General features: G+C 50.1%; 22 protein-coding genes and 1 riboswitch. Of the genes, 2 read left to right on the top strand and 20 right to left on the bottom strand.

Features of this window, described 5'->3' with window-relative positions:
- Positions 1-13: 13 nt before the first annotated feature.
- A complete protein-coding gene (gene ftsY, locus KNO79_RS08235) occupies positions 14-1,039 on the bottom strand; it encodes a signal recognition particle-docking protein FtsY (protein WP_214691060.1) in 1,026 nt (341 codons plus the stop codon).
- A complete protein-coding gene (gene smc / locus KNO79_RS08240; RefSeq protein WP_214691061.1) occupies positions 1,036-4,593 on the bottom strand; it encodes a chromosome segregation protein SMC in 3,558 nt (1,185 codons plus the stop codon). Before smc ends, ftsY begins: the two co-directional genes overlap by 4 nt.
- Positions 4,594-4,707: 114 nt before the next feature.
- On the opposite strand from smc, the gene KNO79_RS08245 reads away from it, so the two are divergent.
- Positions 4,708-4,902, top strand: a complete 195-nt coding sequence (locus KNO79_RS08245) for a DUF1128 family protein (protein ID WP_015881361.1) — start codon at positions 4,708-4,710, stop codon at positions 4,900-4,902.
- Positions 4,903-4,939: 37 nt separating this feature from the next.
- Here the strand turns inward: KNO79_RS08245 and rnc are convergent, their stop codons facing one another.
- The 11 genes from rnc to KNO79_RS08300 all read right to left on the bottom strand — a co-directional run bounded on the left by rnc (position 4,940) and on the right by KNO79_RS08300 (position 15,098).
- Complete coding sequence (gene rnc, locus KNO79_RS08250) at positions 4,940-5,656, bottom strand: ribonuclease III (protein ID WP_214691279.1); 717 nt, start codon at positions 5,654-5,656, stop codon at positions 4,940-4,942.
- A 123-nt stretch (positions 5,657-5,779) separates the two neighbouring features.
- Entirely contained in the window at positions 5,780-6,019 is a 240-nt protein-coding gene (gene acpP / locus KNO79_RS08255; RefSeq protein WP_074037274.1) for an acyl carrier protein, read from the bottom strand.
- A gap of 58 nt (positions 6,020-6,077) precedes the next feature.
- Positions 6,078-6,818, bottom strand: a complete 741-nt coding sequence (fabG, locus tag KNO79_RS08260; protein ID WP_214691062.1) for a 3-oxoacyl-[acyl-carrier-protein] reductase — start codon at positions 6,816-6,818, stop codon at positions 6,078-6,080.
- Entirely contained in the window at positions 6,811-7,731 is a 921-nt protein-coding gene (gene fabD, locus KNO79_RS08265; RefSeq protein ID WP_214691063.1) for an ACP S-malonyltransferase, read from the bottom strand. Before fabD ends, fabG begins: the two co-directional genes overlap by 8 nt.
- Positions 7,732-7,749: 18 nt before the next feature.
- Entirely contained in the window at positions 7,750-8,739 is a 990-nt protein-coding gene (gene plsX / locus KNO79_RS08270; RefSeq protein ID WP_074037278.1) for a phosphate acyltransferase PlsX, read from the bottom strand.
- Positions 8,740-8,741: 2 nt separating this feature from the next.
- Positions 8,742-9,305 carry a transcription factor FapR gene (fapR, locus tag KNO79_RS08275; protein WP_196430528.1) on the bottom strand — a complete coding sequence of 188 codons (564 nt, stop codon included), beginning with the start codon at positions 9,303-9,305 and terminating at the stop codon, positions 8,742-8,744.
- 85 nt (positions 9,306-9,390) lie between these two features.
- Positions 9,391-11,421 carry an ATP-dependent DNA helicase RecG gene (recG, locus tag KNO79_RS08280; RefSeq protein WP_214691064.1) on the bottom strand — a complete coding sequence of 677 codons (2,031 nt, stop codon included), beginning with the start codon at positions 11,419-11,421 and terminating at the stop codon, positions 9,391-9,393.
- Positions 11,408-12,295 (bottom strand): L-serine ammonia-lyase, iron-sulfur-dependent, subunit alpha, encoded by an 888-nt coding sequence (gene sdaAA / locus KNO79_RS08285; protein WP_074037281.1) that lies wholly within the window; start codon positions 12,293-12,295, stop codon positions 11,408-11,410. Before sdaAA ends, recG begins: the two co-directional genes overlap by 14 nt.
- 12 nt (positions 12,296-12,307) lie before the next feature.
- A complete protein-coding gene (gene sdaAB, locus KNO79_RS08290; RefSeq protein WP_078146679.1) occupies positions 12,308-12,970 on the bottom strand; it encodes an L-serine ammonia-lyase, iron-sulfur-dependent subunit beta in 663 nt (220 codons plus the stop codon).
- 63 nt (positions 12,971-13,033) lie between these two features.
- Complete coding sequence (locus KNO79_RS08295) at positions 13,034-14,713, bottom strand: DAK2 domain-containing protein (RefSeq protein ID WP_214691065.1); 1,680 nt, start codon at positions 14,711-14,713, stop codon at positions 13,034-13,036.
- Positions 14,714-14,735: 22 nt separating this feature from the next.
- Entirely contained in the window at positions 14,736-15,098 is a 363-nt protein-coding gene (locus tag KNO79_RS08300; RefSeq protein ID WP_015881350.1) for an Asp23/Gls24 family envelope stress response protein, read from the bottom strand.
- A gap of 252 nt (positions 15,099-15,350) precedes the next feature.
- Here KNO79_RS08300 and rpmB point away from each other — a divergent pair, with 252 nt between their 5' ends.
- Positions 15,351-15,539 carry a 50S ribosomal protein L28 gene (rpmB, locus tag KNO79_RS08305; protein WP_015881349.1) on the top strand — a complete coding sequence of 63 codons (189 nt, stop codon included), beginning with the start codon at positions 15,351-15,353 and terminating at the stop codon, positions 15,537-15,539.
- A 57-nt stretch (positions 15,540-15,596) separates the two neighbouring features.
- On the opposite strand, the gene KNO79_RS08310 is transcribed toward rpmB, so the two are convergent.
- The 7 genes from KNO79_RS08310 to rlmN all read right to left on the bottom strand — a co-directional run bounded on the left by KNO79_RS08310 (position 15,597) and on the right by rlmN (position 22,326).
- A complete protein-coding gene (locus tag KNO79_RS08310; RefSeq protein WP_196430526.1) occupies positions 15,597-16,184 on the bottom strand; it encodes a thiamine diphosphokinase in 588 nt (195 codons plus the stop codon).
- Positions 16,181-16,756, bottom strand: coding sequence for an energy-coupled thiamine transporter ThiT (gene thiT / locus KNO79_RS08315; RefSeq protein WP_031421608.1), 576 nt, complete (start codon positions 16,754-16,756; stop codon positions 16,181-16,183). The genes KNO79_RS08310 and thiT overlap by 4 nt, the downstream gene beginning before the upstream one ends.
- 72 nt (positions 16,757-16,828) lie before the next feature.
- A riboswitch (TPP riboswitch) is annotated at positions 16,829-16,929 on the bottom strand.
- A 20-nt stretch (positions 16,930-16,949) separates the two neighbouring features.
- Entirely contained in the window at positions 16,950-17,606 is a 657-nt protein-coding gene (gene rpe, locus KNO79_RS08320; protein ID WP_214691066.1) for a ribulose-phosphate 3-epimerase, read from the bottom strand.
- Positions 17,607-17,609: 3 nt separating this feature from the next.
- A complete protein-coding gene (rsgA, locus tag KNO79_RS08325; RefSeq protein ID WP_047795432.1) occupies positions 17,610-18,497 on the bottom strand; it encodes a ribosome small subunit-dependent GTPase A in 888 nt (295 codons plus the stop codon).
- A 42-nt stretch (positions 18,498-18,539) separates the two neighbouring features.
- Positions 18,540-20,492, bottom strand: coding sequence for a Stk1 family PASTA domain-containing Ser/Thr kinase (pknB, locus tag KNO79_RS08330; RefSeq protein WP_214691067.1), 1,953 nt, complete (start codon positions 20,490-20,492; stop codon positions 18,540-18,542).
- 5 nt (positions 20,493-20,497) lie between these two features.
- Positions 20,498-21,232: a Stp1/IreP family PP2C-type Ser/Thr phosphatase gene (locus KNO79_RS08335; protein ID WP_214691068.1), complete on the bottom strand. Its 735-nt coding sequence runs from the start codon at positions 21,230-21,232 to the stop codon at positions 20,498-20,500.
- An 8-nt stretch (positions 21,233-21,240) separates the two neighbouring features.
- Positions 21,241-22,326, bottom strand: coding sequence for a dual-specificity RNA methyltransferase RlmN (rlmN, locus tag KNO79_RS08340; RefSeq protein WP_214691069.1), 1,086 nt, complete (start codon positions 22,324-22,326; stop codon positions 21,241-21,243).

Genomic DNA, 22,326 nt, shown 5'->3' on the forward strand with positions numbered 1-22,326 from the left:
TTAACAGCAAAACTTAGGCGAGGTCCTCGTTTGTGTCCTCTTTTTCCATCGAGGCATCCTGTGTCTTGTCCTCAAAAACATCGCCGAACAGTCCAAGGACGAACTGTTCTGGATCAAACTCCTGTAAATCGTCAATCTTCTCTCCAAGCCCGACATACTTGACCGGGATATCGAGTTCGTTCCGAATCGCTAGGACGATTCCGCCTTTGGCCGTCCCATCGAGCTTCGTTAAGACGATTCCGCTCACGTTCGTCGCTTCTTTGAACGCTTTCGCTTGAACCATGGCGTTTTGACCCGTCGTCGCATCGAGGGCGAGTAACACTTCGTGCGGTCCGTTCGGAACTTCCCGCTCAATGACTCGTTTTACTTTTTCAAGTTCTTTCATTAGATTGACCTTATTTTGGAGACGTCCCGCCGTATCACAAATCAAGACGTCCATGTGACGAGACTTGGCGGCTTGAACGGCGTCAAAGACGACGGCAGCCGGGTCAGACCCTTCCGTTTGACGAATGACGGGAACCCCGACACGTTCTCCCCATACTTGAAGTTGCTCGATGGCGCCGGCACGGAACGTATCCCCTGCCGCGAGCATGACGGAACGCCCTTCAGATTTCAACTGGTGCGCCAGCTTGCCGATGGTCGTCGTCTTTCCGACACCATTGACGCCGACAAACAAGATGACCGTGAGTCCGTCTTGCATATTCAGTTCACGGTCCGATTCATCCTCTTGGAGGCGGTTCGCCACGACTTCGACGAGTGCGTCACGCACCGCGACCGGGTCCTTCAGATTACGTCGCTTCACTTCTTCTTTCAAATCTTCGACGAGATCCATCGTCGTCGTGACGCCGACATCCGCTTGAATGAGTAAATCTTCGAGTTCATCGAAGAACTCTTCATCCACTTCGCGGAAGCGATAGACGAGGTCGTTGACGGCACTTGCAAAGCCGTCACGCGTCTTCGTCAACCCCTCTGTAAACTTTTGTGACACCTCTTGGGTAGATGTCGTCAACTTCTCTTTTAATTTCTTGAAAAAGCTCAACGTGATTCCTCCATCTCTTCATCCATTTCAACGACACGTTTTGCTTCAGACAGTTCGACCGATAATACCTCGGATACCCCGTTCTGTTGCATCGTGACGCCATATAGTGTATCCGCCGCTTCCATCGTCCCTTTACGGTGCGTGATGATGACGAACTGCGTATCGATTGACAACGTCCGAATGTATTCTCCGAAACGATGCACGTTCGCCTCGTCAAGGGCCGCCTCGACCTCATCGAGAACACAAAACGGTACCGGACGCGTCTTCAAAATCGCAAACAATAAAGCGATGGCCGTCAGCGCACGCTCTCCACCAGATAACAGACTGAGTGTCTGTAACTTTTTACCCGGTGGTTTGGCGACGATTTCGATTCCTGTGTTCAACAAATCCGATTCGTCTACCAATTTCAAATCCGCTTCCCCGCCACCAAAAAGCTCGGTGAACGTCTGTTTGAAATGCGCCCGGACGCTCGTATACGTCTCTTTGAAGAGGCGTGTCACTTCGCGGTCCATCTCGGCGATGATCTCATATAAATCTTCTTTTGCACTGACGAGGTCATCCCGCTGTTCGGACAGGAACGTGAACCGTTCGTGGACACTATCAAACTCTTCGATCGCATTTAGATTGACCGGTCCGATTTCTTCGATTTGACGAACGAGCAACTTAAACTCCTCTTTCGCCTCTTCTAACGGGATTTCGAGTGCCGGCAATAGTTCTGCGACGAGTCCGTTCTCTTCTAACACATCGAGCTTCCATTGTCGTTTCAGCTCGAACTCTTGTTTCGCCGTTTCAAGTTTTCGAACGACAGCTTCAGCTTGACGTCTTGCCTCCGTTGCCTGATCGACCCGTTGACGTATGATCCGATACGCCTCTTCGTTCGTCTTGAGTGTTGTTGACGCTCCTTGAAGCCGCTCTTGAATTTCTTTGAAATCCAGTTTGGCAGTAGCAAGCGTCGCCTCGAGTTCTGCAGATGACACGACTTCTCCACTCTCGAGCCGCGTCAATTCACGCTCCATCTGATCGCTACGTTCCTGCAAACGACTTTGGTCGGTCATCAGACGGTCCAATTCATATTGGACCCGCTCTTCTTCGAGCGTGTGCCGCTGAAAATCGAGCTCGTTTTGACGCAGCAACGATTCCAGTTGACCCGTGCTCTCAGCACTTTTCGCCTGCTCTGCCCGAAGCGATTCGAGACGTGAACGAATGTCAGCTTGGGCGCGGTCCGTGTCGGCCAATTCAATCGTCAATCGCTCTAATTCAGCAGTCGAGGTCTCGATCGTCCGCTCATAGCGCATCATTTCATGATCGAACAGTTCCAGTTGTGACTTGGCATCGAGGGAGGCACGTTCCGCAGTACGGTAGGCCGACTCGACTTCACGGAGGCTCGTTTCAACGGAACGTTTCTCATCCCGAAGTTCAGACAACTGCTGCGTAATGTCCTCCAACTGTTCTGTGTACTCTTGAAGACGTGTTTTTTGCTCATGCAACATGGCGAGGCCTTGAGTGAGACCATGTTTCAAATCATCTAATTCGCGCGACTGAGTGAACAGGGCCACGCCCTGCTTGCGACTACCACCCGTCATCGATCCGCCAACGTTGACGATATCCCCTTCTAACGTGACGACACGGAAACGATATCCCGTCGATTGGGCGATACGGTTCGCGACTTCAAGTGTCTCCGCCACAAGCACGGAACCGAGCAACGACTTTTTCAACGTCTCGTATGATGCATCTGTTTCGACGAGTTCCGACGCCACACCGACAAATCCGTTCATCGAGTCGAGTCGATCTAACACCTCACTCGGCACGAATCTCGGTTTGATCGTCGTCATCGGCAAGAATGTCGCTCGTCCTGCGTTGGCTTTTCGTAATTTGTCAATTTCACGGCGTCCCACCGTCTCATCTTGTACGACCACATGCTGCTGTGTCTGCCCAAGTGCCGTTTCGATGGCCGCTTCATACGAAGGACGGACACGGATCAGTTCCGCGACAGCACCAAGGACACCTGATGAACGGTCTTTTAAGACGAACTTGACCGCATGGAAATAGCCTTCATACGATTGCTTCATCCGTTCGAGCATCTCGATTCGGTCTTCCGTCTTCTGACGGCGGCGTTCGAGGTCGTAGAAAGACGATTCGGCTCGTGTACGTTTTTCACGAATTGCCGTCTCTTCGTCCCGAAGTTGCGTCTCTTTTTGACTCAGTTGTTCAAAGCGACTTTGTACCGCTTCATACTGCTCTCGAGTCGCCAAAAGTGTCGCTTCCTGTGAGGAACGATCATCGAGACGATGTTTGTTCTCGCGTAGAAGGCGCTCTTTCGACTCGACGGCGACATCGATATCCCGTTGTTCCCGCTTTTGTTGGTTACCGATTGTCGCTTTCGTTGTCGCGAGTTCGAACGCCTCACTTTGTAACGCTTCGATTTCAGCATTGAAATCACGAGAGGCGGCTTTCAACTGTTGTTGAAGTGACTCTCTCGTCGCAGTCGTTTGTTTCAACGTGTTTCCTTTTTGGTCAAGTTCTTCATGAACGACCTTCAATCGCGCTTCAAGCTCGGTCATCTCTGCACGTACTTCTTCACGTTGTCGGATGAGTCGTTCTTTCATCTCGGCACCGTGTTCTTCTTGTGCTTTTGCGAGCTTGATGTCACCCGTCAAACGCTCGACATAAGTCGAATGCTCCCGTTCTTTTTGGTTCAGCTCTGTCAATTCTTCACGTAACTCGGCGAGCTTCGCTTCGAGCCCGCTACGTTCCTCCGTGAGGTCACGTAACGAACGGTCACAGTCAGATAACTGTTGAACAGATTCCACGTGACGTGCGGACACTTGCTCAATCTCCTGTTGGAGCAACTGAATTTCTGCGCCCATGATTCCTGTTTCGAGTTCATCATGTCTCGCTTTGGCGACTTTGTACTCCCGAGCGAGCGCCGCTTGTTCACGGAGCGGTTCGACTCGGTCCGCCAACTCGAATAAAATGTCATCGACCCGGGACAAGTTTAATTCGGTGTCCTGTAACTTGCGTTCAGCCTGTTTTTTCCGCTGACGATATTTCAATACACCGGCTGCCTCTTCGATGACGGCACGTCGATCTTCCGGTTTCCCAGAAATGACTTGTTCGACCCGCCCTTGACCGATGATGGCGAATGCATCTCGTGAAAGACCTGTATCCATAAATAAATCAATCACATCTTTTAACCGACATGGTTTTTTATTCATAAAATAGTCGCTGTCCCCACTTCGGGTCACGCGACGGGTCACACTCACTTCTTCATATGGGAGACGCAACTGTTCGTCTCGATTATCGAGAACGAGGGTGACCTCGGCGACATTTCGGTGATTCTCTCCTTCACTTCCGGCAAAGATGACATCTTCCATCTTGGCACCACGAAGTGATTTGGCCGACTGTTCTCCGAGTACCCAGCGAACAGCGTCCGATATATTGGATTTCCCGCTCCCGTTCGGCCCTACTACAGCCGTGACGCCGGGACGGAAATCTAATTCAATTCGCTTGGCAAATGATTTAAAGCCAGCGAGTTCGATTCGTTTTAAGTGCATCGTGACCATCCTATCCGCAGTAAGCATTCATCTGTATATTTTACCACAGTTAACAGTTCGTCAAAATGCCCGAATCATGCTATTCTAAAAAGAACTGTAGAAAGGGGAATACAGATGACGAATGAACAGATGATTGAAGCCATTTTGGATAAAATGAACATTATTAACCGCGGTGCAATCAAAGCGGAAGAATATAATGCGGCTGATCCGTCAGCGGTGAAAGAGATTTACGAGTACGTGATGACACGCTCTTCGCTCTCTTTGTCGGAAGTCGATGGTATCGTCGAAGAACTCGGTCAATTGACATGAAAAAGGAGTGGACCCCCAAGCGGTCCACTCCTTTCGTTTATAAATCTGCGTAGCGCCGATTAAAGGCAATAAGCGCTTCTTTAGCAGCCAATTGCTCGGCTTCTTTTTTCGAACGCCCAACTCCTTCACCGACGATGTCGTCGCTGAGGCGTGCATGTGCGACGAATTCCCGGCTATGCGCCGGCCCACGTTCCTCAATGATCTCATACGATACAGGTCCGAGCCCTTCCCGTTGGACGTTCTCCTGTAACTGGCTCTTGAAATCGGTCTGTTCTTCGAATACTCCCGCTAAGACTTTCGGAAAAACCGCTTCGGCGAGGAATCGTTCGACGGCCTCAATTCCTTGGTCCAAATAAAGAGCACCGATATAGGATTCGAACACATCGGCAAGCAGTGCCGGACGTTTTCGTCCACCGGTCAACTCTTCACCTTTCCCAAGCAAGATGAAGTCAGAGAAAGCATAAGCTTCCGCAAAATTCACGAGTGACGGTTCGCATACGATCGCCGCTCGTAATTTCGTCAATTCCCCCTCGGAGCGCTCCGGATAAGTCTCATAGAGGAAGCGAGATACGGTCAGTTCTAAAACAGCATCCCCTAAAAATTCTAAACGTTCATTGTCTTTTCGTAACCCGCGTTGCTCATTCACATAAGATGAGTGTGTGAACGCCTGCATCAACAAGTCGTGATTCGAAAATTGAACGTTCAACCGTTCTTCCAATGATTTAAATAGTTCCAAGATGCGTGCTCGTTCCATCTCCTGACGCCGACGCCGTTGCGCCGACCCTTGACGGTCAAACCGTCGTTTGTCTTTTGTCATAGTTCCCTCCATGAATAAGCACAAGCCCACCGCCCGGAACCGAGCGGTGGGATGGCTTGATTACAATTTTGTTTCGATGTAAGCCACTACGTCGCCAACAGTCGCAAGCTTCTCAGCGTCTTCGTCTTCGATCGTGATGTCGAATTTGTCTTCGAGGTCCATCACCATTTCCATTACTTCAAGTGAATCCGCACCAAGGTCATCCTTGAACGATTTGTCTGCTGTGATCTCAGATACGTCTTTCCCGAGTTTCTCAGCAACTGCTTCTTGTACGTCTACTAAAATTTGTTCTTTTGTCATGATAAAATCCCTCCAAAGGTAAGTATATTAAATGTCAGTCTGTTGGTAAAGTTCTCTTTTACGCCATCGTCATGCCGCCATCGACGGCAATCGTCTGTCCGGTCACATAAGCGGCTTGTTCCGAAGCGAGGAAGGAGACAAGGTTCGCCACATCCTCCACCTGTCCGAAACGGTTGAACGGAATCTGCTCGAGTGTAGCCTCTCGTTGCGCATCTGTCAAGGCATCGGTCATATCCGTTTGAATGAACCCTGGACAGACGGCATTGACAGTCACGTGACGTCCCGCGAGTTCGCGCGCCACTGATTTTGTCAATCCGATCAACCCTGCTTTTGCAGCCGCATAGTTCGCTTGTCCTGCATTGCCGGTAATCCCGACAACCGAGGCGATGTTGATAATTCGACCTGCTTTCGACTTGAGCAAAGGTCTCGTGACGGCTTGCGATGTCAGAAAGGCGCCTTTCAAGTTCGTCGACAGCACATCTTCGAAATCGGCTTCTTTCATTCGCATGAGTAACCCGTCACGCGTGATCCCTGCATTGTTGACGAGACAATCGACGCGTCCGAACGTATCGACTGTCGTCTTGACGAGCGCTTTGACATCGTCAGCATTGGATACATCTGCTTTCACGGCGATGGCTTCGCCGCCTGCATCCGTGATCATGCCCACGACATCATTCGCCTTTTGTTCACTACCCGAGTAGTTCACGACGACCCGAAAGCCGTCTTCCCCTAAACGTTTCGCGATGGCCGCCCCAATTCCCCGGGACGCCCCTGTCACGATCGCCACTTGATCATGCACGTACTTCTCCTCCTAACGAGGCGACTTCTTCCAACGTGGTCGCCTTTTGAATCGAAACGTTCGAGTCGATTCGTTTAATCAATCCTGAAAGCGGTGAAGATGGGCCGAACTCGATGAACGTGTCTACGCCGTCTGCAATCGCCTTGCGCACACATTCTTCAAAACGGACAGACGAATACAGTTGTTTCGTCAATAACGCCTTCAACTGTTCAGGGTCACGATGTACCGCCGCGTCCACGTTCGAAATCAAGTCGATGGAAGCCGCTTTAAATGGCGACGAGGCAAGAACGTCTTGGAAACGTGTTGCTGCCGGCATCATGTAGGAACTATGGAACGCTCCAGATACGTTTAACGGCAATACCCGCTTCGCACCGGCAGCCTTCAATTCCACGCTTGCTTGTTCGACCGCGTCGACATGCCCTGAAATCACGAATTGACCAGGACAATTCAAGTTGGCGATTTGAACTAAATTCCCACTCGCACTGATTTTTTCAGTGATATGAAGCGCTTCTTGAAGATCGGTCATCCCGACGACTGCTGCCATCGTTCCATCCTTCACTTCAGACATCAACTGTCCACGCGCCCGGACGAGAACGGTCGCTTCTTCAATATCGATTACACCCGCACTGACGAGCGCCGCATATTCACCGACACTATGCCCGATGACGACATCTGGTGCCGCACCGCTCTTCGCATAGGCTTGCGCGAGGAGCGAAGCGTGCGCCACGATGGCCGGCTGTGCAATTTCCGTTTCTTGTAGGTCTTCCTTCGACCCGGATGACATGACTTCAAGAAGGTCAAATCCGAGTCGACGTCCGATTGCTTGAAGCGTTTCAGGATGATCTAAAAAGGTTTGTCCCATCCCAATGGCTTGGGAACCTTGCCCTGGAAACACCCATGCTACTTTCCCCATATCTTCACCTGCTTTCGCTTAGTCTATCGCTTTGGCACGCTTGATTTTTTCAACGACATCGTGATCTACCATGATTTTCGCCTGTTTCAACGCACTCATGATGGCGAGTGCATCGCTCGACCCATGCGCCTTGATGACCGGTGCATTGATCCCGAATAATCCGGCTCCCCCGTGTTCGCGATAATCCAACGTTTCTTTTAATCGTCTCAATTTCGGTTTTAAGATGAGAGCGGCGAGTTTGGATACAAGGTCACTCGTGAATTGTTCTTTCATCATCTTCATGAGCATCGAAGAGGAGCCCTCCACACCCTTTAACAAGATGTTTCCGGCAAATCCTTCGGTCACGATGACATCCACATCACCTGACATCGCTTCACGCGCCTCGACATTCCCAACAAAATGGACAGGTGCCTGTTCAAGGAGGGGGAACGCTTCTTTTGTCAGCGCATTTCCTTTACCGGCTTCCGTCCCGATATTGAGAAGAGCGACACGCGGTGTCTTGATGCCACGGACATGTTCCGCATACAGCGAACCCATAATCGCATAATCCACGAGGTGTTCAGCTTTTGCATCCGGATTCGCTCCGACATCCAGTACGACGACACCACTACCAGTATATGTAGGGAACGTCGGAGATAATGCCGGACGCTCGATTCCTGGGATTCGCCCGATGATGAAAAGAGACGCCGCCATCAATGCGCCGGTATTCCCGGCAGACACGAGAGCATCCGCTTTTCCTTCTTTGACAAGCTGAGCTGCCACGACGAGCGAGCTATCCTTTTTACGGCGCACCGCCCGTACCGGTTCGTCTTCACCTGTGATGATTTCACTGGCTGGGACAACCGTCACACGAGGATCATCAAGACCGTATGAGGCAATTTTCACCTCATCACCAACTAAAAAGAGTTCCATCGGTTCATTCGGATATTGCGCGATGAACCGTTTCACACCTTCTACAATCGCCTTCGGTGCGTGATCGCCACCCATTGCATCAATCGCTAACTTCATGCTTACTCCTCCTCACCACGTCGGTAAATCGTGAAGTCGCCGTCAAAGACGCACTCCTCACCGACATAACTTTCAACTGTGACGTCCGTTCTCCCGTCCCCTCTTAGTTTCATCACACGAGCCTTGGCAACGACTCGCTCTCCAAGATGGACTTGGCGACTAAAGCGAATATCCGCTTTAGTGGTCAACGCCAATTCATCATTGATGAGCGCCACCGCTAACGAGTTGGCTTGCGCGAACAAGACGTGTCCACGGGCAATCTCGTTGCGGCTAAAGACGTGTTCTTTCTCTATATCGAGGACTGAGATCGCAGAGTCATCTAGCTTCAAGTCAATCATATCACCGATGACCTCGCTCATTGAAAGCGATTTGACTTCATCGAGATGTTCGGAAGCCACATGTTTGATTCGTTCCCGCACTTCTGGAATTTTTAATTCCATCCGGTCGAGTCGAATTGTTTGGATGCTGACAGAAAACTGCTTTGACAGTTCTTCGTCTTTGATGAACGGGTTATGCTCAATCGTTTCTTGTAACAAGCGTTGCCGCTCTTTCTTAGGTACCCGCATTCAGTTCCCTCCTAAACTAATCGCTAAAGAACTTAATACCTGGTACTAATAGCAGTATATATTCTTTAGTCGTCATTTTCAAGTATTATTCTAACCTTTCCCCAACGAGAAGGTCGAGTTGTTTCAAATAGCCACGTAACCCTTCATACTGGGCGTCATGCCAAAATGTGTCGCTTCCGAGAAGTTTCACGGCATCTTGCATGGCCACTTCCATCACTTTCAAATCGAGAACGGGATCGGCGACACGGAAACTCGGGAGACCGCTCTGTGCGGTTCCAAAGAAATCACCAGCCCCACGCAACTCTAAATCTTTTTCTGCCAATACAAAGCCATCGTTCGTTTCCGTCATCGTCTTCAAACGGACTTTCCCGACATCCGATTTCGGGTCTCCTACCAAGATGCAGAATGATTGATGCGCACCACGACCGACACGCCCTCTCAACTGGTGTAATTGCGCGAGACCGAAACGTTCGGCATCATGAATGATGATTAGAGAGGCGTTCGGGACGTTCACCCCTACCTCGACGACTGTTGTGGAGACGAGAATCTGTGTCGCATTATCGGCGAATGATTTCATAATCTCGTCTTTTTCTGTACTCGATAGCTTTCCATGCATCAGGCCAACGCCATAGTTCGAGAAGCGTTCTTTCAATAGCTCATACAGTGCCGTTGCACTCTCCACTTCTAATGTATCCGACTCCTCGATGAGAGGTGCAATCACATACGCTTGACGGCCGAGTGCGAGTTCCCGATCGACCATTGCATGCACACGATCGATTTGATCATGTTTCGCCCAATACGTTTCAATCGGCTTTCGTCCTTTTGGCATCTCATCAATCGTGGAGACATCCATCTCTCCGAACGCACTGATGGCAAGCGTCCTCGGAATCGGCGTCGCGGTCATATATAATACGTCGGCGAATTCAGCCTTGTCTCGTAGCTTCTTCCGCTGTTCGACACCAAACCGGTGCTGTTCGTCCGTAATCGCCAAATGTAGATTCGAAAATTCGACCGGTCCTTGGATGAGCGCGTGCGTCCCGACGATGATGTCGACGTTACCCGATCGAATTGCCGTCAGAAGCGCTTCGCGCGCCTTCCCTTTCACTGAGCTCGTCAGGAGGGCAATCGTGATGCCAAACGGTTCAAATAATTCCTGTAACGATGTCGCATGTTGTTCGGCAAGGATTTCTGTTGGCACCATCAAGGCCCCTTGATACCCGGCCGTTACAGTCGCATACAAGGCAATCGCGGCAACGACGGTCTTCCCGCTCCCGACATCCCCTTGTAACAATCGGTTCATCCGTTCTGGTTTTTCAAGGTCAGATACGATTTCACGGATGACCCGTGTCTGGGCTCCTGTTAACGGGAATGCGAGCCGTTTGACGAATTCATTCAATTGATGCTTATCGAGGTGAAGGGCCCGACCGTTTCCTGACCGCTCCATTTTACGAAACGCCTGTAATTTTAACTGATACATGAGACACTCTTCATAGACATAGCTTCGTCTCGCCAGTTTATAGGTCTCAACCGTATCCGGGAAATGCATCCCACGAAGCATCGTCATCCGGTCAACTAATCGATATCGGTCGCGAATAGTATGCGGGACCTGTTCGGGCAGATCGTTCACCTGCTCAAAAGCGAGTTTAACGATTCTACTGAAATTCTTTTGTGTCAGTCCGGCACGCAATGAATAAATCGGTTGCAGTCCGCCTGACGGGGCACCAAATTCAAGGTCGGTCGCGCTGATCGTCATCCGGTTCATGTCCCATTTCCCTTTGACCGTCACCGTCTCCCCAATCACCAATTTTTCTTTATAGAAGGCACGGTTGAACATCGTCACTTGGACGGCGTATCGGTCTTCGAGTAACAACCGGAACTGGAGACGATTTTTCCCTTTACTATAGTAACGAACGAGCGGTTCGCCTTGGACTGTCCCGCTCCATTTGACGAGGTCGCCGTGCACAGCCGTCGTCACCGTCCCACTATTATAATTCTCATAACGAAACGGGACGTGCTCAAGCACGTCCTCGATTCGAACAAGTCCCATCACTTCTAACTTTTTGGCCATCTCTGGCCCGACCCCTTTAAGCGTCGTCAGTTGATCATTGTTTTGCATCTTCTTTCGCTCCAAATATATTTCGTTCGAGGCGACGAGCCGTCGGTGTATTGGCAAGTCCACCTTTAGCGGTTTCTTTTAAGGCCGTCGGCATCATTTGGCCCACTTCATGCATCGCCGAGATGACCTCGTCACAAGGAATACGTGAGGTAATCCCCGCGAGCGCCATATCTGCTGCGACAATAGCGTTGGCACCGCCCATGGCGTTTCGCTTGACGCATGGAACTTCCACCAGCCCCGCCACAGGATCACAGACGAGACCGAGCATATTTTTTAGGGCTATCGCAAATGCCGTAGCCGACTGGTCCGGTGTCCCGCCAGCTGCTTCAACGATGGCCGCGGCTGCCATGCCCGTCGCCGACCCGACCTCGGCCTGACATCCACCAGCCGCCCCTGAAATCGAGGCGTTGTTCGCCACGACGAATCCGAACGCACCTGACGTGAACAAGTAACGGATCATCGCGTCGCGGTCCATTTCAAGGCGATCTTTTACCGCAAACAATGTTCCCGGTACGACGCCCGCGCTCCCCGCTGTCGGTGTCGCACAGATTCGTCCCATCGCCGCGTTCACTTCGTTCGTCCCGATCGCTTTCGACACCGCATCTAAAATGAGATCCCCAGCGAGCGACTTGCCCGAACGAATATACTCTTGCATGAGTACGGCATCATTACCCGTCAATCCCGTAACCGACGTGACACCTTGGAGTGCACGTTCGACCGCTTCTTCCATCACCTCAAGATTTCGGTCCATCATCCCGATAATGTCCTCGCGACTGGCGCGTCTGACGTGCATCTCTTGCTCAATCATCACTTCAGAAATCGGGATATTCCGTTCTGTTGCAATCGTCACTAATTCCTCTACTGATTTAAACATCACACATTCTCCTCATTCCCCAAAAATAGCTATCCGTTCGATTTGCGGTAACCGTTCCAGCTCTGCTAACACTTCCGCAGGAATGGTCTCATCAATCTCAATCGCCATCAACGCCTGCATCCCTTTTTCATGGCGGCTCACTTCCATATGACCAATGTTTAATTGGTGATTCGCCAACACACCGGTCACAGCCGCGATGGCCCCGAATCGATCATGGTGCAAGACGACGAGTGCAGGCCCCCCACCTGTCAGTTTCAACGGGAATCCGTTCAGTTCGGTAATTTCAATCGTTCCCCCGCCGATTGAGATCCCGACAATCTCAAATGTGCCCAATTCATCTTCGAGTAAGACCCGGGCCGTATTCGGGTGATCCGTCAACAGATCACTCGTCTCAAAAATGACCTCGATCCCTTTTTCACGGGCGATGTCTAACGCTTGTGGGATTCTCAGATCGAATGTATCGAATCCCATGATTCCACCGACGATGGCCACATCCGTACCGTGTCCCCGATACGTGTCAGCAAACGACCCATAAAATGTGATGTGCGCGGTACGCGGCGTTCTCCCGAACAACTTACCAGCCATCAAGCCGATGCGGGCAGCACCTGCTGTATGCGAACTCGACGGTCCGACCATGACCGGGCCAATAATGTCAAACACACTACGATATTTCATCAATTTTTCCCCCTTTCAAAAATCCCTACCTTCATTATACAGAAGGTAGGGATTCGAAACAGCTTATTCCACACTAAAAATATAAGAGTAAAGCGGTTGTTTACCGTCGTGAACTTCAATTTCAATCTCGTCGTTCACCGATTCGATATATGACGTCAACGCTTCTACGTCCGATGCAGAAGAGCCTTCTCCTGTTAAGATCGTGACGATTTCGTCGTCTGCGTCGATGAGCGCATCGACTAATCGTTTAGCCGCTTCTAAACTCGATGGAGATGAAGAAACGATTTTCTTCTCAGCAATCGCCATGTGCTCATCTTTTTTGATTTCAACGCCATCGATGCTCGTATCACGAACAGCGTACGTCACTTGACCGGACTTCACTGTCGCCGCTGCCGCTTTCATCGCTTGTTCATTCATCTCGACATCCGCTTCAGGATTGAATGCGATGGCTGCCGCAAGACCTTGTGGGACGGTCTTCGTCGGAATGACCGACACGCCGCACGGTGCGACAGACGCCGCTTGTTCAGCCGCCATGATGATGTTGGAGTTGTTCGGGAAGATGAAGACGTGTTCCGCATGTGCCGATTCAATCGCCTTGACGATATCTTCCGTCGACGGGTTCATCGTCTGACCACCTTCGATGACGTGGGCCGCCCCGAGTGAACGGAACAGTTCGCTGACGCCTTCACCCATTGCGACCGTTACGATGGCAAATGGTGCTTTCGGCTTCTCCGCTTGTTGAACACCGTGTTGGTTGGCGCCGTGTTCTTCTTCAAGAATCGTCGAGTGTTGTTGACGCATGTTCTCAATTTTGACTGCGACGAGTTCACCGAAGCGCTGACCTTTCGTGATGACCTCACCTGGCGTCTCGACGTGAACGTGGACTTTCAAGAGCTCCTCGTCCGCGACGACAAGAAGAGAGTCCCCGAGTTCAGACAACTCGTTGCGGAATGCATCTTCGTTGAACGGTGTATCTTTCAGCTTGTCCTCTTGGAAACGAACCATGATCTCCGTACAGTAACCGAATTCGATGTCCTCTGTCGACATGAATCCTTGCGCCGCATGCGCATGGTGTTCTGCTTCAATCAATGCATCCATCACCGGAGTATGTGGTTTTTCGAGTTCTTTTCCTTCAAGACTCGCAAGGAATCCTTCGTAAATGACGAGAAGTCCTTGACCACCTGAGTCGACGACCCCGACTTCTTTTAACACCGGTAACAAGTCCGGTGTACGGTCTAACGAAGCTTTTGCTTCGACGATGACACGTTTCATGAACTCTGTGAAATCACTTGTCGACTCAGACGCAAGGAGCGCTTCATCAGCCGCTTCACGAGCAACCGTTAAAATCGTTCCTTCAACCGGTTTCATAACCGCCTTGTATGCCGTGTCGACACCGCGTTTGAGCGCTTCTGCAAAATCAACTGTCGTGAGTTCCGTCTTACCTTCAACGGCTTTCCCGAAGCCGCGGAACAATTGGCTTAAAATAACGCCTGAGTTTCCACGTGCTCCCATCAGGAGTCCACGAGCGAACTTTGATGATACCTCTGCGATATCAGATGAGTTCATGGCTGCTACTTCTTTCGCACCTGACGTCATCGTCAAGTTCATGTTCGTTCCCGTGTCTCCGTCTGGAACCGGGAAGACGTTAAGCGAATCTACATAATCTGCGTTTTGGCTCAAGTTGGCCGCTCCGTTTGCGATCATGTTTGAGAGCGCCACGCCATCTAAACGATTTAAACCCACACCAAATCCTCCTCCGTTTTCGTCAGTCATTCGTCAGACGAACGCCTTGAACGAATATATTTACCGACGAAACGTTTAATCCTAAAGTTTCTCCGAGCGTATATTTCACTCGGCTTTGCACGTTGTATGCGACTTCAGATACTTTCGTCCCGTAGCTTACAATGATGTGCATGTCGATATGTACGTCCTCATCCTCTTGACGTACGACGACACCACGCGCGTAATTTTCACGTTTTAACAATTCAGCAATGCCGTCTTTCAATTGTGCCTGTGAAGCCATGCCGACCACACCGAAGCATTCCATCGCCGCACCACCTGCGAGTGTCGCGATGACGTCACTTGTGATGTCAATATTGCCATATGTTGTCTTCATTTCAATTGCCATATGGAGTAGCCTCCTTTATTCGGAATGATTCCTAATGTACATTCTACAATAAGTACCTAGTTATTAAAAGAACCTGCTCCAGAATCTCGGTCAATTAACGCGATAACCTCATTCATTATTCAAATCCTTGAGAGTAATGTCAAGTTTTTTTCTTGTCATGGTATGATTTTCTAGTTGCATCGGGAAAAAAGCCGTGCTAATATAAACGAGTGTCTATTAGGACGAACCCACATAAAAAAGGAGGGGAAACGCATGGCACGTAAATGCTACGTAACAGGTAAATCACCTAAATCAGGTAACAACCGTTCGCACGCACTCAACAAGACAAAACGTACTTGGGGTGTAAACGTACAAAAAGTTCGTATTCTCGTTGACGGTAAACCGAAACGCGTTTGGGTTTCAGCTCGCGCACTTAAATCAGGTCTCGTTGAACGCGTATAATACTTATACACGAACGAATAAATCCCAGCGGCATTCGCCGATGGGATTTTTTTTTGCTTATTTTTTGACGAGCATAACGAGGGCCATTCCTTCATGAACCGTCAACAAGGCAAGCTCTTCGCTCCATTCATTTGAAATGGTCAACGCTTGCGCGCTATGGACCGGATGACGCTCGAGTGGATATTTGACCCCATCAATTGAAATCGTAGCGGTTTTCCAAGGCATGAAAGACAAGTAATGTTCATCTAGTTTTTTAATCTCATAACTTCCTGGCCGAGCGAGAAAAATCGTTTGACCCGTCCCATGAAGAACCATCCCCGGATACGATTCGAGTAGACCGACGTTCGCGAACGTCATATCAACTCGACCACCGAGTGCCCCGTACACGTGCATCTGGGTCGCCCCTTGATCGATTGCCAACTGAAGCGCAATCTCGAGGTCGGTCACATCCTTTTCAGATGGATAACGTAGCGCTTCCTCAGGAGGTGTTCCGACAAACGAATCAAAGTCCCCGACCACGACGTCGACATCAATCCCTTCATCTAATAATCTCTGATATCCGCCATCGACTCCGATGACAAAATCGGCATCACGTGGTAAGTCCGGAATAGGTTCCGGACTCGCCGCGACGATCAAGATGTTCATTGACGAATGTCCCGTGTCGCGACACGCGTGAATCGCGGAGCTGTCGTGAAGAGTAAGACTAATACGATGGCTGAGATGACAAACGACGGAACCATATAAGTTGCGTTATAGCCAAGTGAATAAGCCACGACCGGACCCTCCGCATACTCAGCGAAAAAGACAATCCCTGAGATGACGTGAGCCGCATAACGCAACGCCGACCCGATCAATGCGCCGAGCACCAAATAGGTAGCGAGCGTCTTCGTCGCGCCTTGACCAGCGGCCTGTTTCACACGTCCGGCAAAGACGCCGGCCACGCCGACAAGTCCGTACGCGACCGTATAATCGAGCAAGAACTGAACTGGCGTAAAGATATAGGCTCCGAACAAGAGTTGAAGCGTCCCGACGAGCGCACCAGTCGCAAGTCCCCCTTTCAATCCGTGACGAAACGCCATCACAAAGATCGGGAGCATCGCCAGACTGATTGATCCCCCTTGTGGCAAACGATATGGGATGAGTAAATCAAAAACTAGCCCAAGCGCTGCGAACAATGAAATTTCGATGAGTGCTTGTAATTTAAAACGTGATTTCATCTTTCTTCCTCCTTTATTGTGTGAACGACAAAAAGCAGCATGACGTAAACGCCATGCTGCTTGGATTCGCAACGTGCATTTTCGCCACATCCCTACGTCCGTGTGAACGGAACAGGTTCAAAGGGTTAGCGTATGCCTCTCAGCCACATCATGTGACACCCCTTGCGACTCTATCTTGTTGTTCTACCGTCGATTATACACGAGATGCGCCACGAATGCTATCGATGGCTGCTTTATAATCCGGTTGATTGTAAATGGCCGAACCGGCAACTAGGACATCTGCCCCTGCATCAATGCAACGTTTCGCCGTCTCTTCGTTGACACCACCATCAATCTCAATTTCAAAATCGAGCTGACGGTCTTTGCGAAGCTGACTGAGCGCCGAGATTTTCGGTACGATGGATTCAATGAACGCTTGTCCACCAAACCCTGGATTGACGGTCATGAGCAATACCATATCGACATCTTGAAGGATATGTTCAATCGTAGAGAGCGGTGTGTGCGGGTTCAAGACGACCCCACATTTCGCCCCTGCCGCTTTGATTTGCTGCAAGACTCGATGTAAATGGTTCGTTGCTTCCACGTGAACAGTCACAATGTCTGCCCCCGCCTTGACGAAATCTTCGACATAGCGTTCCGGTTGATCAATCATCAAATGCACATCGAGAACCATGTCTGATTTTTTGCGCAAGCTTGCGAGGACTGGTAGCCCAATCGAGATGTTCGGCACGAACTGCCCATCCATCACGTCAAAATGGATATAATCCGCCCCCGCATCTTGAACGGCTTTCACTTCAGCCTCCAAATTGGCAAAGTCGGCTGCTAAAATTGATGGTGCGATTTTAATCATCTGTCAATACCTCCGTTTACGATCGTTTAATTCCTCCATAAAGGTAACATAATTCTCATAACGAGTTGAAGCAATTTTGCCATCTTCTACGGCTTGTTTAATGGCACAGCCCGGTTCATTGATATGGACGCATCCCCGGAACTTGCAATCGTCGTGACGTTCCACAAATTCTGGGAAGCACCATCTTAGTTCATCCGCCTCGAGTTCTTGAGGAAACTCGAGACTAGAAAATCCTGGCGTATCCGCCACAAGCCCGTCGGCCAATTGAATGAGCGTGACGTGACGCGTCGTATGTTTCCCACGACCGAGTGATTTGGAAATTTTCCCTGTGGCCAATTCGAGTTCAGGCGCGACTGCGTTTAAAAGCGAACTCTTCCCGACACCTGTTTGACCGGCAAACACGCTCGTCTTCTCTTTGAAGAGTCCCCGTACTTGATCGACCCCATCCGAAAGCTCCGTCGACGTTTCAATCACGTCATATCCGATGGCACGATAGCGGGCGACCGCTTCTTGAATCGGTCCGGTCTCTTCTTCACTGAGTAGGTCCATCTTCGTTAACACGATGATTGGATGAATCTGTTTGGATTCGATCAATACGAGGAATCGGTCAAGCAAATGATAAGAAAACGCCGGTTCTTTCACAGAAAAAAGTAGAAATGCCTGATCGATGTTGGCGATTGGTGGGCGGACGAGATGGTTTTGACGTTCCTCCACCTCTAAAATATAGCCTGTCCCATCTTCTTGATCTTGAATGACAACGTCATCGCCGACGACAGGTGAGATGTTTCGTTTCCGAAAATTCCCTCTCGCCCGACACCGAATCTCTTGATTCGACTCGGTCATCACATCATAAAACCCGCCTTGTAAACGAATAATCGTTCCTTTCAATATGACTACCTCCCTTAAAAAAGAGGTGACGACACCGTCACCTCTTTATTGTGCCTCTTTGGCCTGTGCATATGTGACTGAATCCGTTCGGACGATCTCACCATCGACTTCAATCGTTGCGGTCCCGACTTCGTCCGGAGCAATGACGAGCGTATACGAGTATGTTGTCGTCTCTGTGATTTTATCCCGTAACACTTCAATTTCACCACGCGCATCGACCGTACGAATCACGACCTCCACGGCTTTCGGTTTCTTGTCTTTTTCCGGTTGCTCGACTTCGACGCTCACTTCACGTTCGATGGAGACGTCCGTCGGTTCAACCCCTTCCGATACGATGACCGTAAGTTCCGTTCCCGGATCGACTGCCGTACCCGCCGTTGGAAGTTGACGGATGATTTGACCTTTAGGAACACTTGTCGAAAACTCATCCCGTCTCACGATTTTTAACTTGTTTTGATCGGCATAAGTCGATGCCTCATCAAACGTATATCCCGCGAGATTCGACAGTTCGACTTTGTTGCTTCCTGTCGACACGACGAGCGTCACCGTCACTTCTGAAGGAACGACCTCCTCGCCTGGGTCGAGCGATTGCGAAATCACATCTCCGCTAGCGACTGTTTCCGAAGCTTCTGTTTTGATTTCAAGGTCACTGAACGCCAGATCTTTTAACATGCGTTCAGCTGCTGTTTGGGACAATCCCTCCACATTCGGCATTTCGACGGTTTCTTTCCCGGCCGAAACGACGATGGTCACCGTCGTGCCTCGTTTTGGTTTACGCCCTTCTTGTGGGTTTTGCGAAATGACCTCACCTTCTTCGACGTCATCGCTCGCCCGCTCCGTCACTTCGACGACGAAATCGGCATTCTCAAGTTCAGAAGTGGCATCTCCGATACTCATTCCAACGACATCCGGAACGATGGCTCGTGACATTTCATCGGCGACCACGTATGCCGCAATGCTCCCTCCAATCAGGATCAACACGAGTAAAATCCAAATCCACCATTTGCGTTTCTTCTTTTTGACTGGAGTCACCGCTTCAGGTTCTTGCTCACTAGACGCTGTGACCGGAGTCGGTGTTACTGGCGTCTCTGGTTTTTCTTCAGGTATGACCGGTGTCATGACGAGCGTTTGATCGAACTCATCCTGACTGGCCGGAACACGTCTCGGCTCATTGGCGCGTTCACGGCTTAATGCCGTCATGCAGTCTTTCTTAAAGGCTGCGACCGAAACATGACGGGCACCTGGTGACTTCGACAATGCTTGCATGACGCAGTTTTCGAGTGCCTGTGGAATATTCGGATTCAAGTCCATCGGTCGAATCGGGTCATCTTGCAAATGTTGAAGCGCAACGGCGACCGGTGTCTCGCCAATGAACGGGACACGACCTGTCAACAATTCGTACAGTACGGCACCGAGCGAATAAATATCTGACTTTTCATCAGCAAATTTACCGCGTGCTTGCTCAGGTGAGAAATAATGGACCGAGCCCAGCACAGACATCGTATGCGTCAACGTCGCATTCGACATCGCCACGGCAATCCCAAAATCAGTCACCTTCACGTTACCGTGCTGATCAATCATCATGTTCTGCGGCTTGATATCACGGTGAATGATTCGATTCGCATGGGCATGGTCAATCGCATCACAAATCTGTCCCATGATGCGTAGCGCTTCATCGACAGATATGTATTCCTCTTGCAAGTATTGTTTTAACGTCACCCCATCGACGTGTTCCATGACGATATAGTACAAATCTTCTTCATCGCCGACGTCATAGATCGCCACGATGTTTGGATGGTTCAGACTCGTAGCCGCATGGGCTTCTCGCTCGAACCGACGTATAAATTGTTCGTTATGTGAGAATTCAGATCGCAACACCTTGATGGCGACGGTTCGGTTTAAGATCTCGTCATGAGCCCGGTAGACATTTGCCATGCCTCCGCTGCCGATTTGTTGTTCGATCCGATAACGATCGTTGATTCGTTCTCCGCTTCGCATCGGATTCATCCTCTCTTTCTATCTGTGAATTGAACGAGGGCGACCGTGATATTGTCGCTCCCTCCCAATTGATTGGCTTCTGCAATGAGTTGCTCCGCTTTTTGTTCGGCGGATGCCGTTTGTTGTAATACGTGTTGAATCGCCACATCGGTCATGTGTGTCGTCAATCCATCCGTACAAATTAAAATCACATCAAACTCAGGGTCAGCGAGCACTTGCACGTCAGGTTCGACTTGTTCGCTTGAACCGATTGCCCGGGTGATGACATTTCGTTTCGGATGAACCCGCATCTCTTCTTCCGTCAATTCACCGAGTTGTTTGAGCACATTGACGTAAGAATGGTCCTCCGTAAGACGTCTTAACTCATTCGCCTGGAGCGCATAGACGCGACTATCTCCGATATGGACGATGACCACCGTCTCTTCATTCCAACAAACAGCTGCCACAGTCGTTCCCATCATGACAAGATTGGACTGCTTCGCAAATTGCAACACTTGATCGTTCGCCAAATCGATGTGGTGGCGGAACCATCGTTCGATTTCGATAGGGGTTGTCGGGAGAGACGGGAACGCCCGTCTAAACTCTTCAATCACGATTTGACTCGCAACCTCTCCCGCTGCATGCCCACCCATTCCGTCTGCAACCAGGGCAATCCCGGTTATGGCATCACCTAAGATTAAAACTGCATCTTCATTTTGTGTGCGTACTTGTCCACGATCTGTTCGAAATGCTAATTCCATCTTTCTGATTACCTCGTTTCTTGTTCGCGCTCCTTCGCTCGAAGCTGTCCACAAGCGGCATCGATGTCCGACCCTTGCTCGCGACGGATTGTCACGTTCACATTGCGGTCTTTGAGCACTTTTTCGAAGGCAAAGATTTGAGCTCGCGGTGTCCGTACATAGTCACGTTCGAGTACATGGTTGACGGGAATCAAGTTGACGTGACATTTGATTCCTTTTAACAGGTCTGCCAAGAGATGGGCATATTCTTCCGTATCGTTGACACCACCAAAGAGTCCATATTCAAACGTGATGCGACGTCCGCTCTTCTCTGTGTAATAACGGACCGCATCCATCAACTTGTCCAAGTCAAAGGCACGGTTGATCGGCATGAGCTTGGTACGCAATTCCGTCGTCGGTGCGTGAAGTGAAATGGCGAAGTTGATTCGCATACCTTCATCGGCAAACTTGTAAATCTTCGGAACAATCCCACTCGTCGATACCGTGATGTGTCGTGCTCCGATGTTGAGTCCATTGTCATGGTTGACAGTACGTAAGAAACGCATTAACTCATCGTAGTTATCGAACGGTTCGCCGATTCCCATGACGACGATAGAGTCGACGCGCTCTTCTGTCGCGTCTAATGCACGTTGTACGTCGAGCACTTGAGCTGTGATTTCCCCGGCTTCTAAGTTTCGTTTCAAGCCACCGAGTGTCGAGGCACAGAACGTACATCCGATCCGGCAACCGACTTGTGTCGTGACACAAATCGAGTTTCCGTATTCGTGACGCATGAGTACCGTTTCAATTGAGTACCCGTCCTGAAGTTCAAACAAGAACTTGATTGTGCCGTCTTGGGATTCCTGCTTGACCAATTCTTTTAACGTCGTCAATTGGAACGATGCCTCTAATTTGTCTCGAAGCGCTTTCGGAACGTTGGTCATATCATCAAAAGTCGTGACCCGTTTGACGTACATCCAATCATATAATTGTTTCGCACGGAATGCCTTTTCTCCTGCCTCGATCACCCATGCCTCAAGTTCTGGAAACGTCAACGAATAGAGTGACGGTTTTGCGCCTACGAGTGGATTCTTTTCTACTGCTTTTGGATTCAT

Origin of the sequence: Exiguobacterium sp. s43, from assembly GCF_018617255.1 — a bacterium.
GTDB classification, from domain to species: domain Bacteria; phylum Bacillota; class Bacilli; order Exiguobacteriales; family Exiguobacteriaceae; genus Exiguobacterium; species Exiguobacterium profundum.

Bases quoted from the DNA above. Each gene is read 5' to 3' on its own strand.
- smc (WP_214691061.1), bottom strand. From the start codon at position 4,593: ATGCACTTAAAACGAATCGAACTCGCTGGCTTTAAATCATTTGCCAAG.
- KNO79_RS08245 (WP_015881361.1), top strand. From the start codon at position 4,708: ATGACGAATGAACAGATGATTGAAGCCATTTTGGATAAAATGAACATT.
- rnc (WP_214691279.1), bottom strand. From the start codon at position 5,656: ATGGAACGAGCACGCATCTTGGAACTATTTAAATCATTGGAAGAACGG.
- acpP (WP_074037274.1), bottom strand. From the start codon at position 6,019: ATGACAAAAGAACAAATTTTAGTAGACGTACAAGAAGCAGTTGCTGAG.
- fabD (WP_214691063.1), bottom strand. From the start codon at position 7,731: ATGGGGAAAGTAGCATGGGTGTTTCCAGGGCAAGGTTCCCAAGCCATT.
- plsX (WP_074037278.1), bottom strand. From the start codon at position 8,739: ATGAAGTTAGCGATTGATGCAATGGGTGGCGATCACGCACCGAAGGCG.
- fapR (WP_196430528.1), bottom strand. From the start codon at position 9,305: ATGCGGGTACCTAAGAAAGAGCGGCAACGCTTGTTACAAGAAACGATT.
- recG (WP_214691064.1), bottom strand. From the start codon at position 11,421: ATGCAAAACAATGATCAACTGACGACGCTTAAAGGGGTCGGGCCAGAG.
- sdaAA (WP_074037281.1), bottom strand. From the start codon at position 12,295: ATGTTTAAATCAGTAGAGGAATTAGTGACGATTGCAACAGAACGGAAT.
- sdaAB (WP_078146679.1), bottom strand. From the start codon at position 12,970: ATGAAATATCGTAGTGTGTTTGACATTATTGGCCCGGTCATGGTCGGA.
- KNO79_RS08300 (WP_015881350.1), bottom strand. From the start codon at position 15,098: ATGGCAATTGAAATGAAGACAACATATGGCAATATTGACATCACAAGT.
- rpmB (WP_015881349.1), top strand. From the start codon at position 15,351: ATGGCACGTAAATGCTACGTAACAGGTAAATCACCTAAATCAGGTAAC.
- KNO79_RS08310 (WP_196430526.1), bottom strand. From the start codon at position 16,184: ATGAACATCTTGATCGTCGCGGCGAGTCCGGAACCTATTCCGGACTTA.
- thiT (WP_031421608.1), bottom strand. From the start codon at position 16,756: ATGAAATCACGTTTTAAATTACAAGCACTCATCGAAATTTCATTGTTC.
- rpe (WP_214691066.1), bottom strand. From the start codon at position 17,606: ATGATTAAAATCGCACCATCAATTTTAGCAGCCGACTTTGCCAATTTG.
- pknB (WP_214691067.1), bottom strand. From the start codon at position 20,492: ATGCGAAGCGGAGAACGAATCAACGATCGTTATCGGATCGAACAACAA.
- KNO79_RS08335 (WP_214691068.1), bottom strand. From the start codon at position 21,232: ATGGAATTAGCATTTCGAACAGATCGTGGACAAGTACGCACACAAAAT.
- rlmN (WP_214691069.1), bottom strand. From the start codon at position 22,326: ATGAATCCAAAAGCAGTAGAAAAGAATCCACTCGTAGGCGCAAAACCG.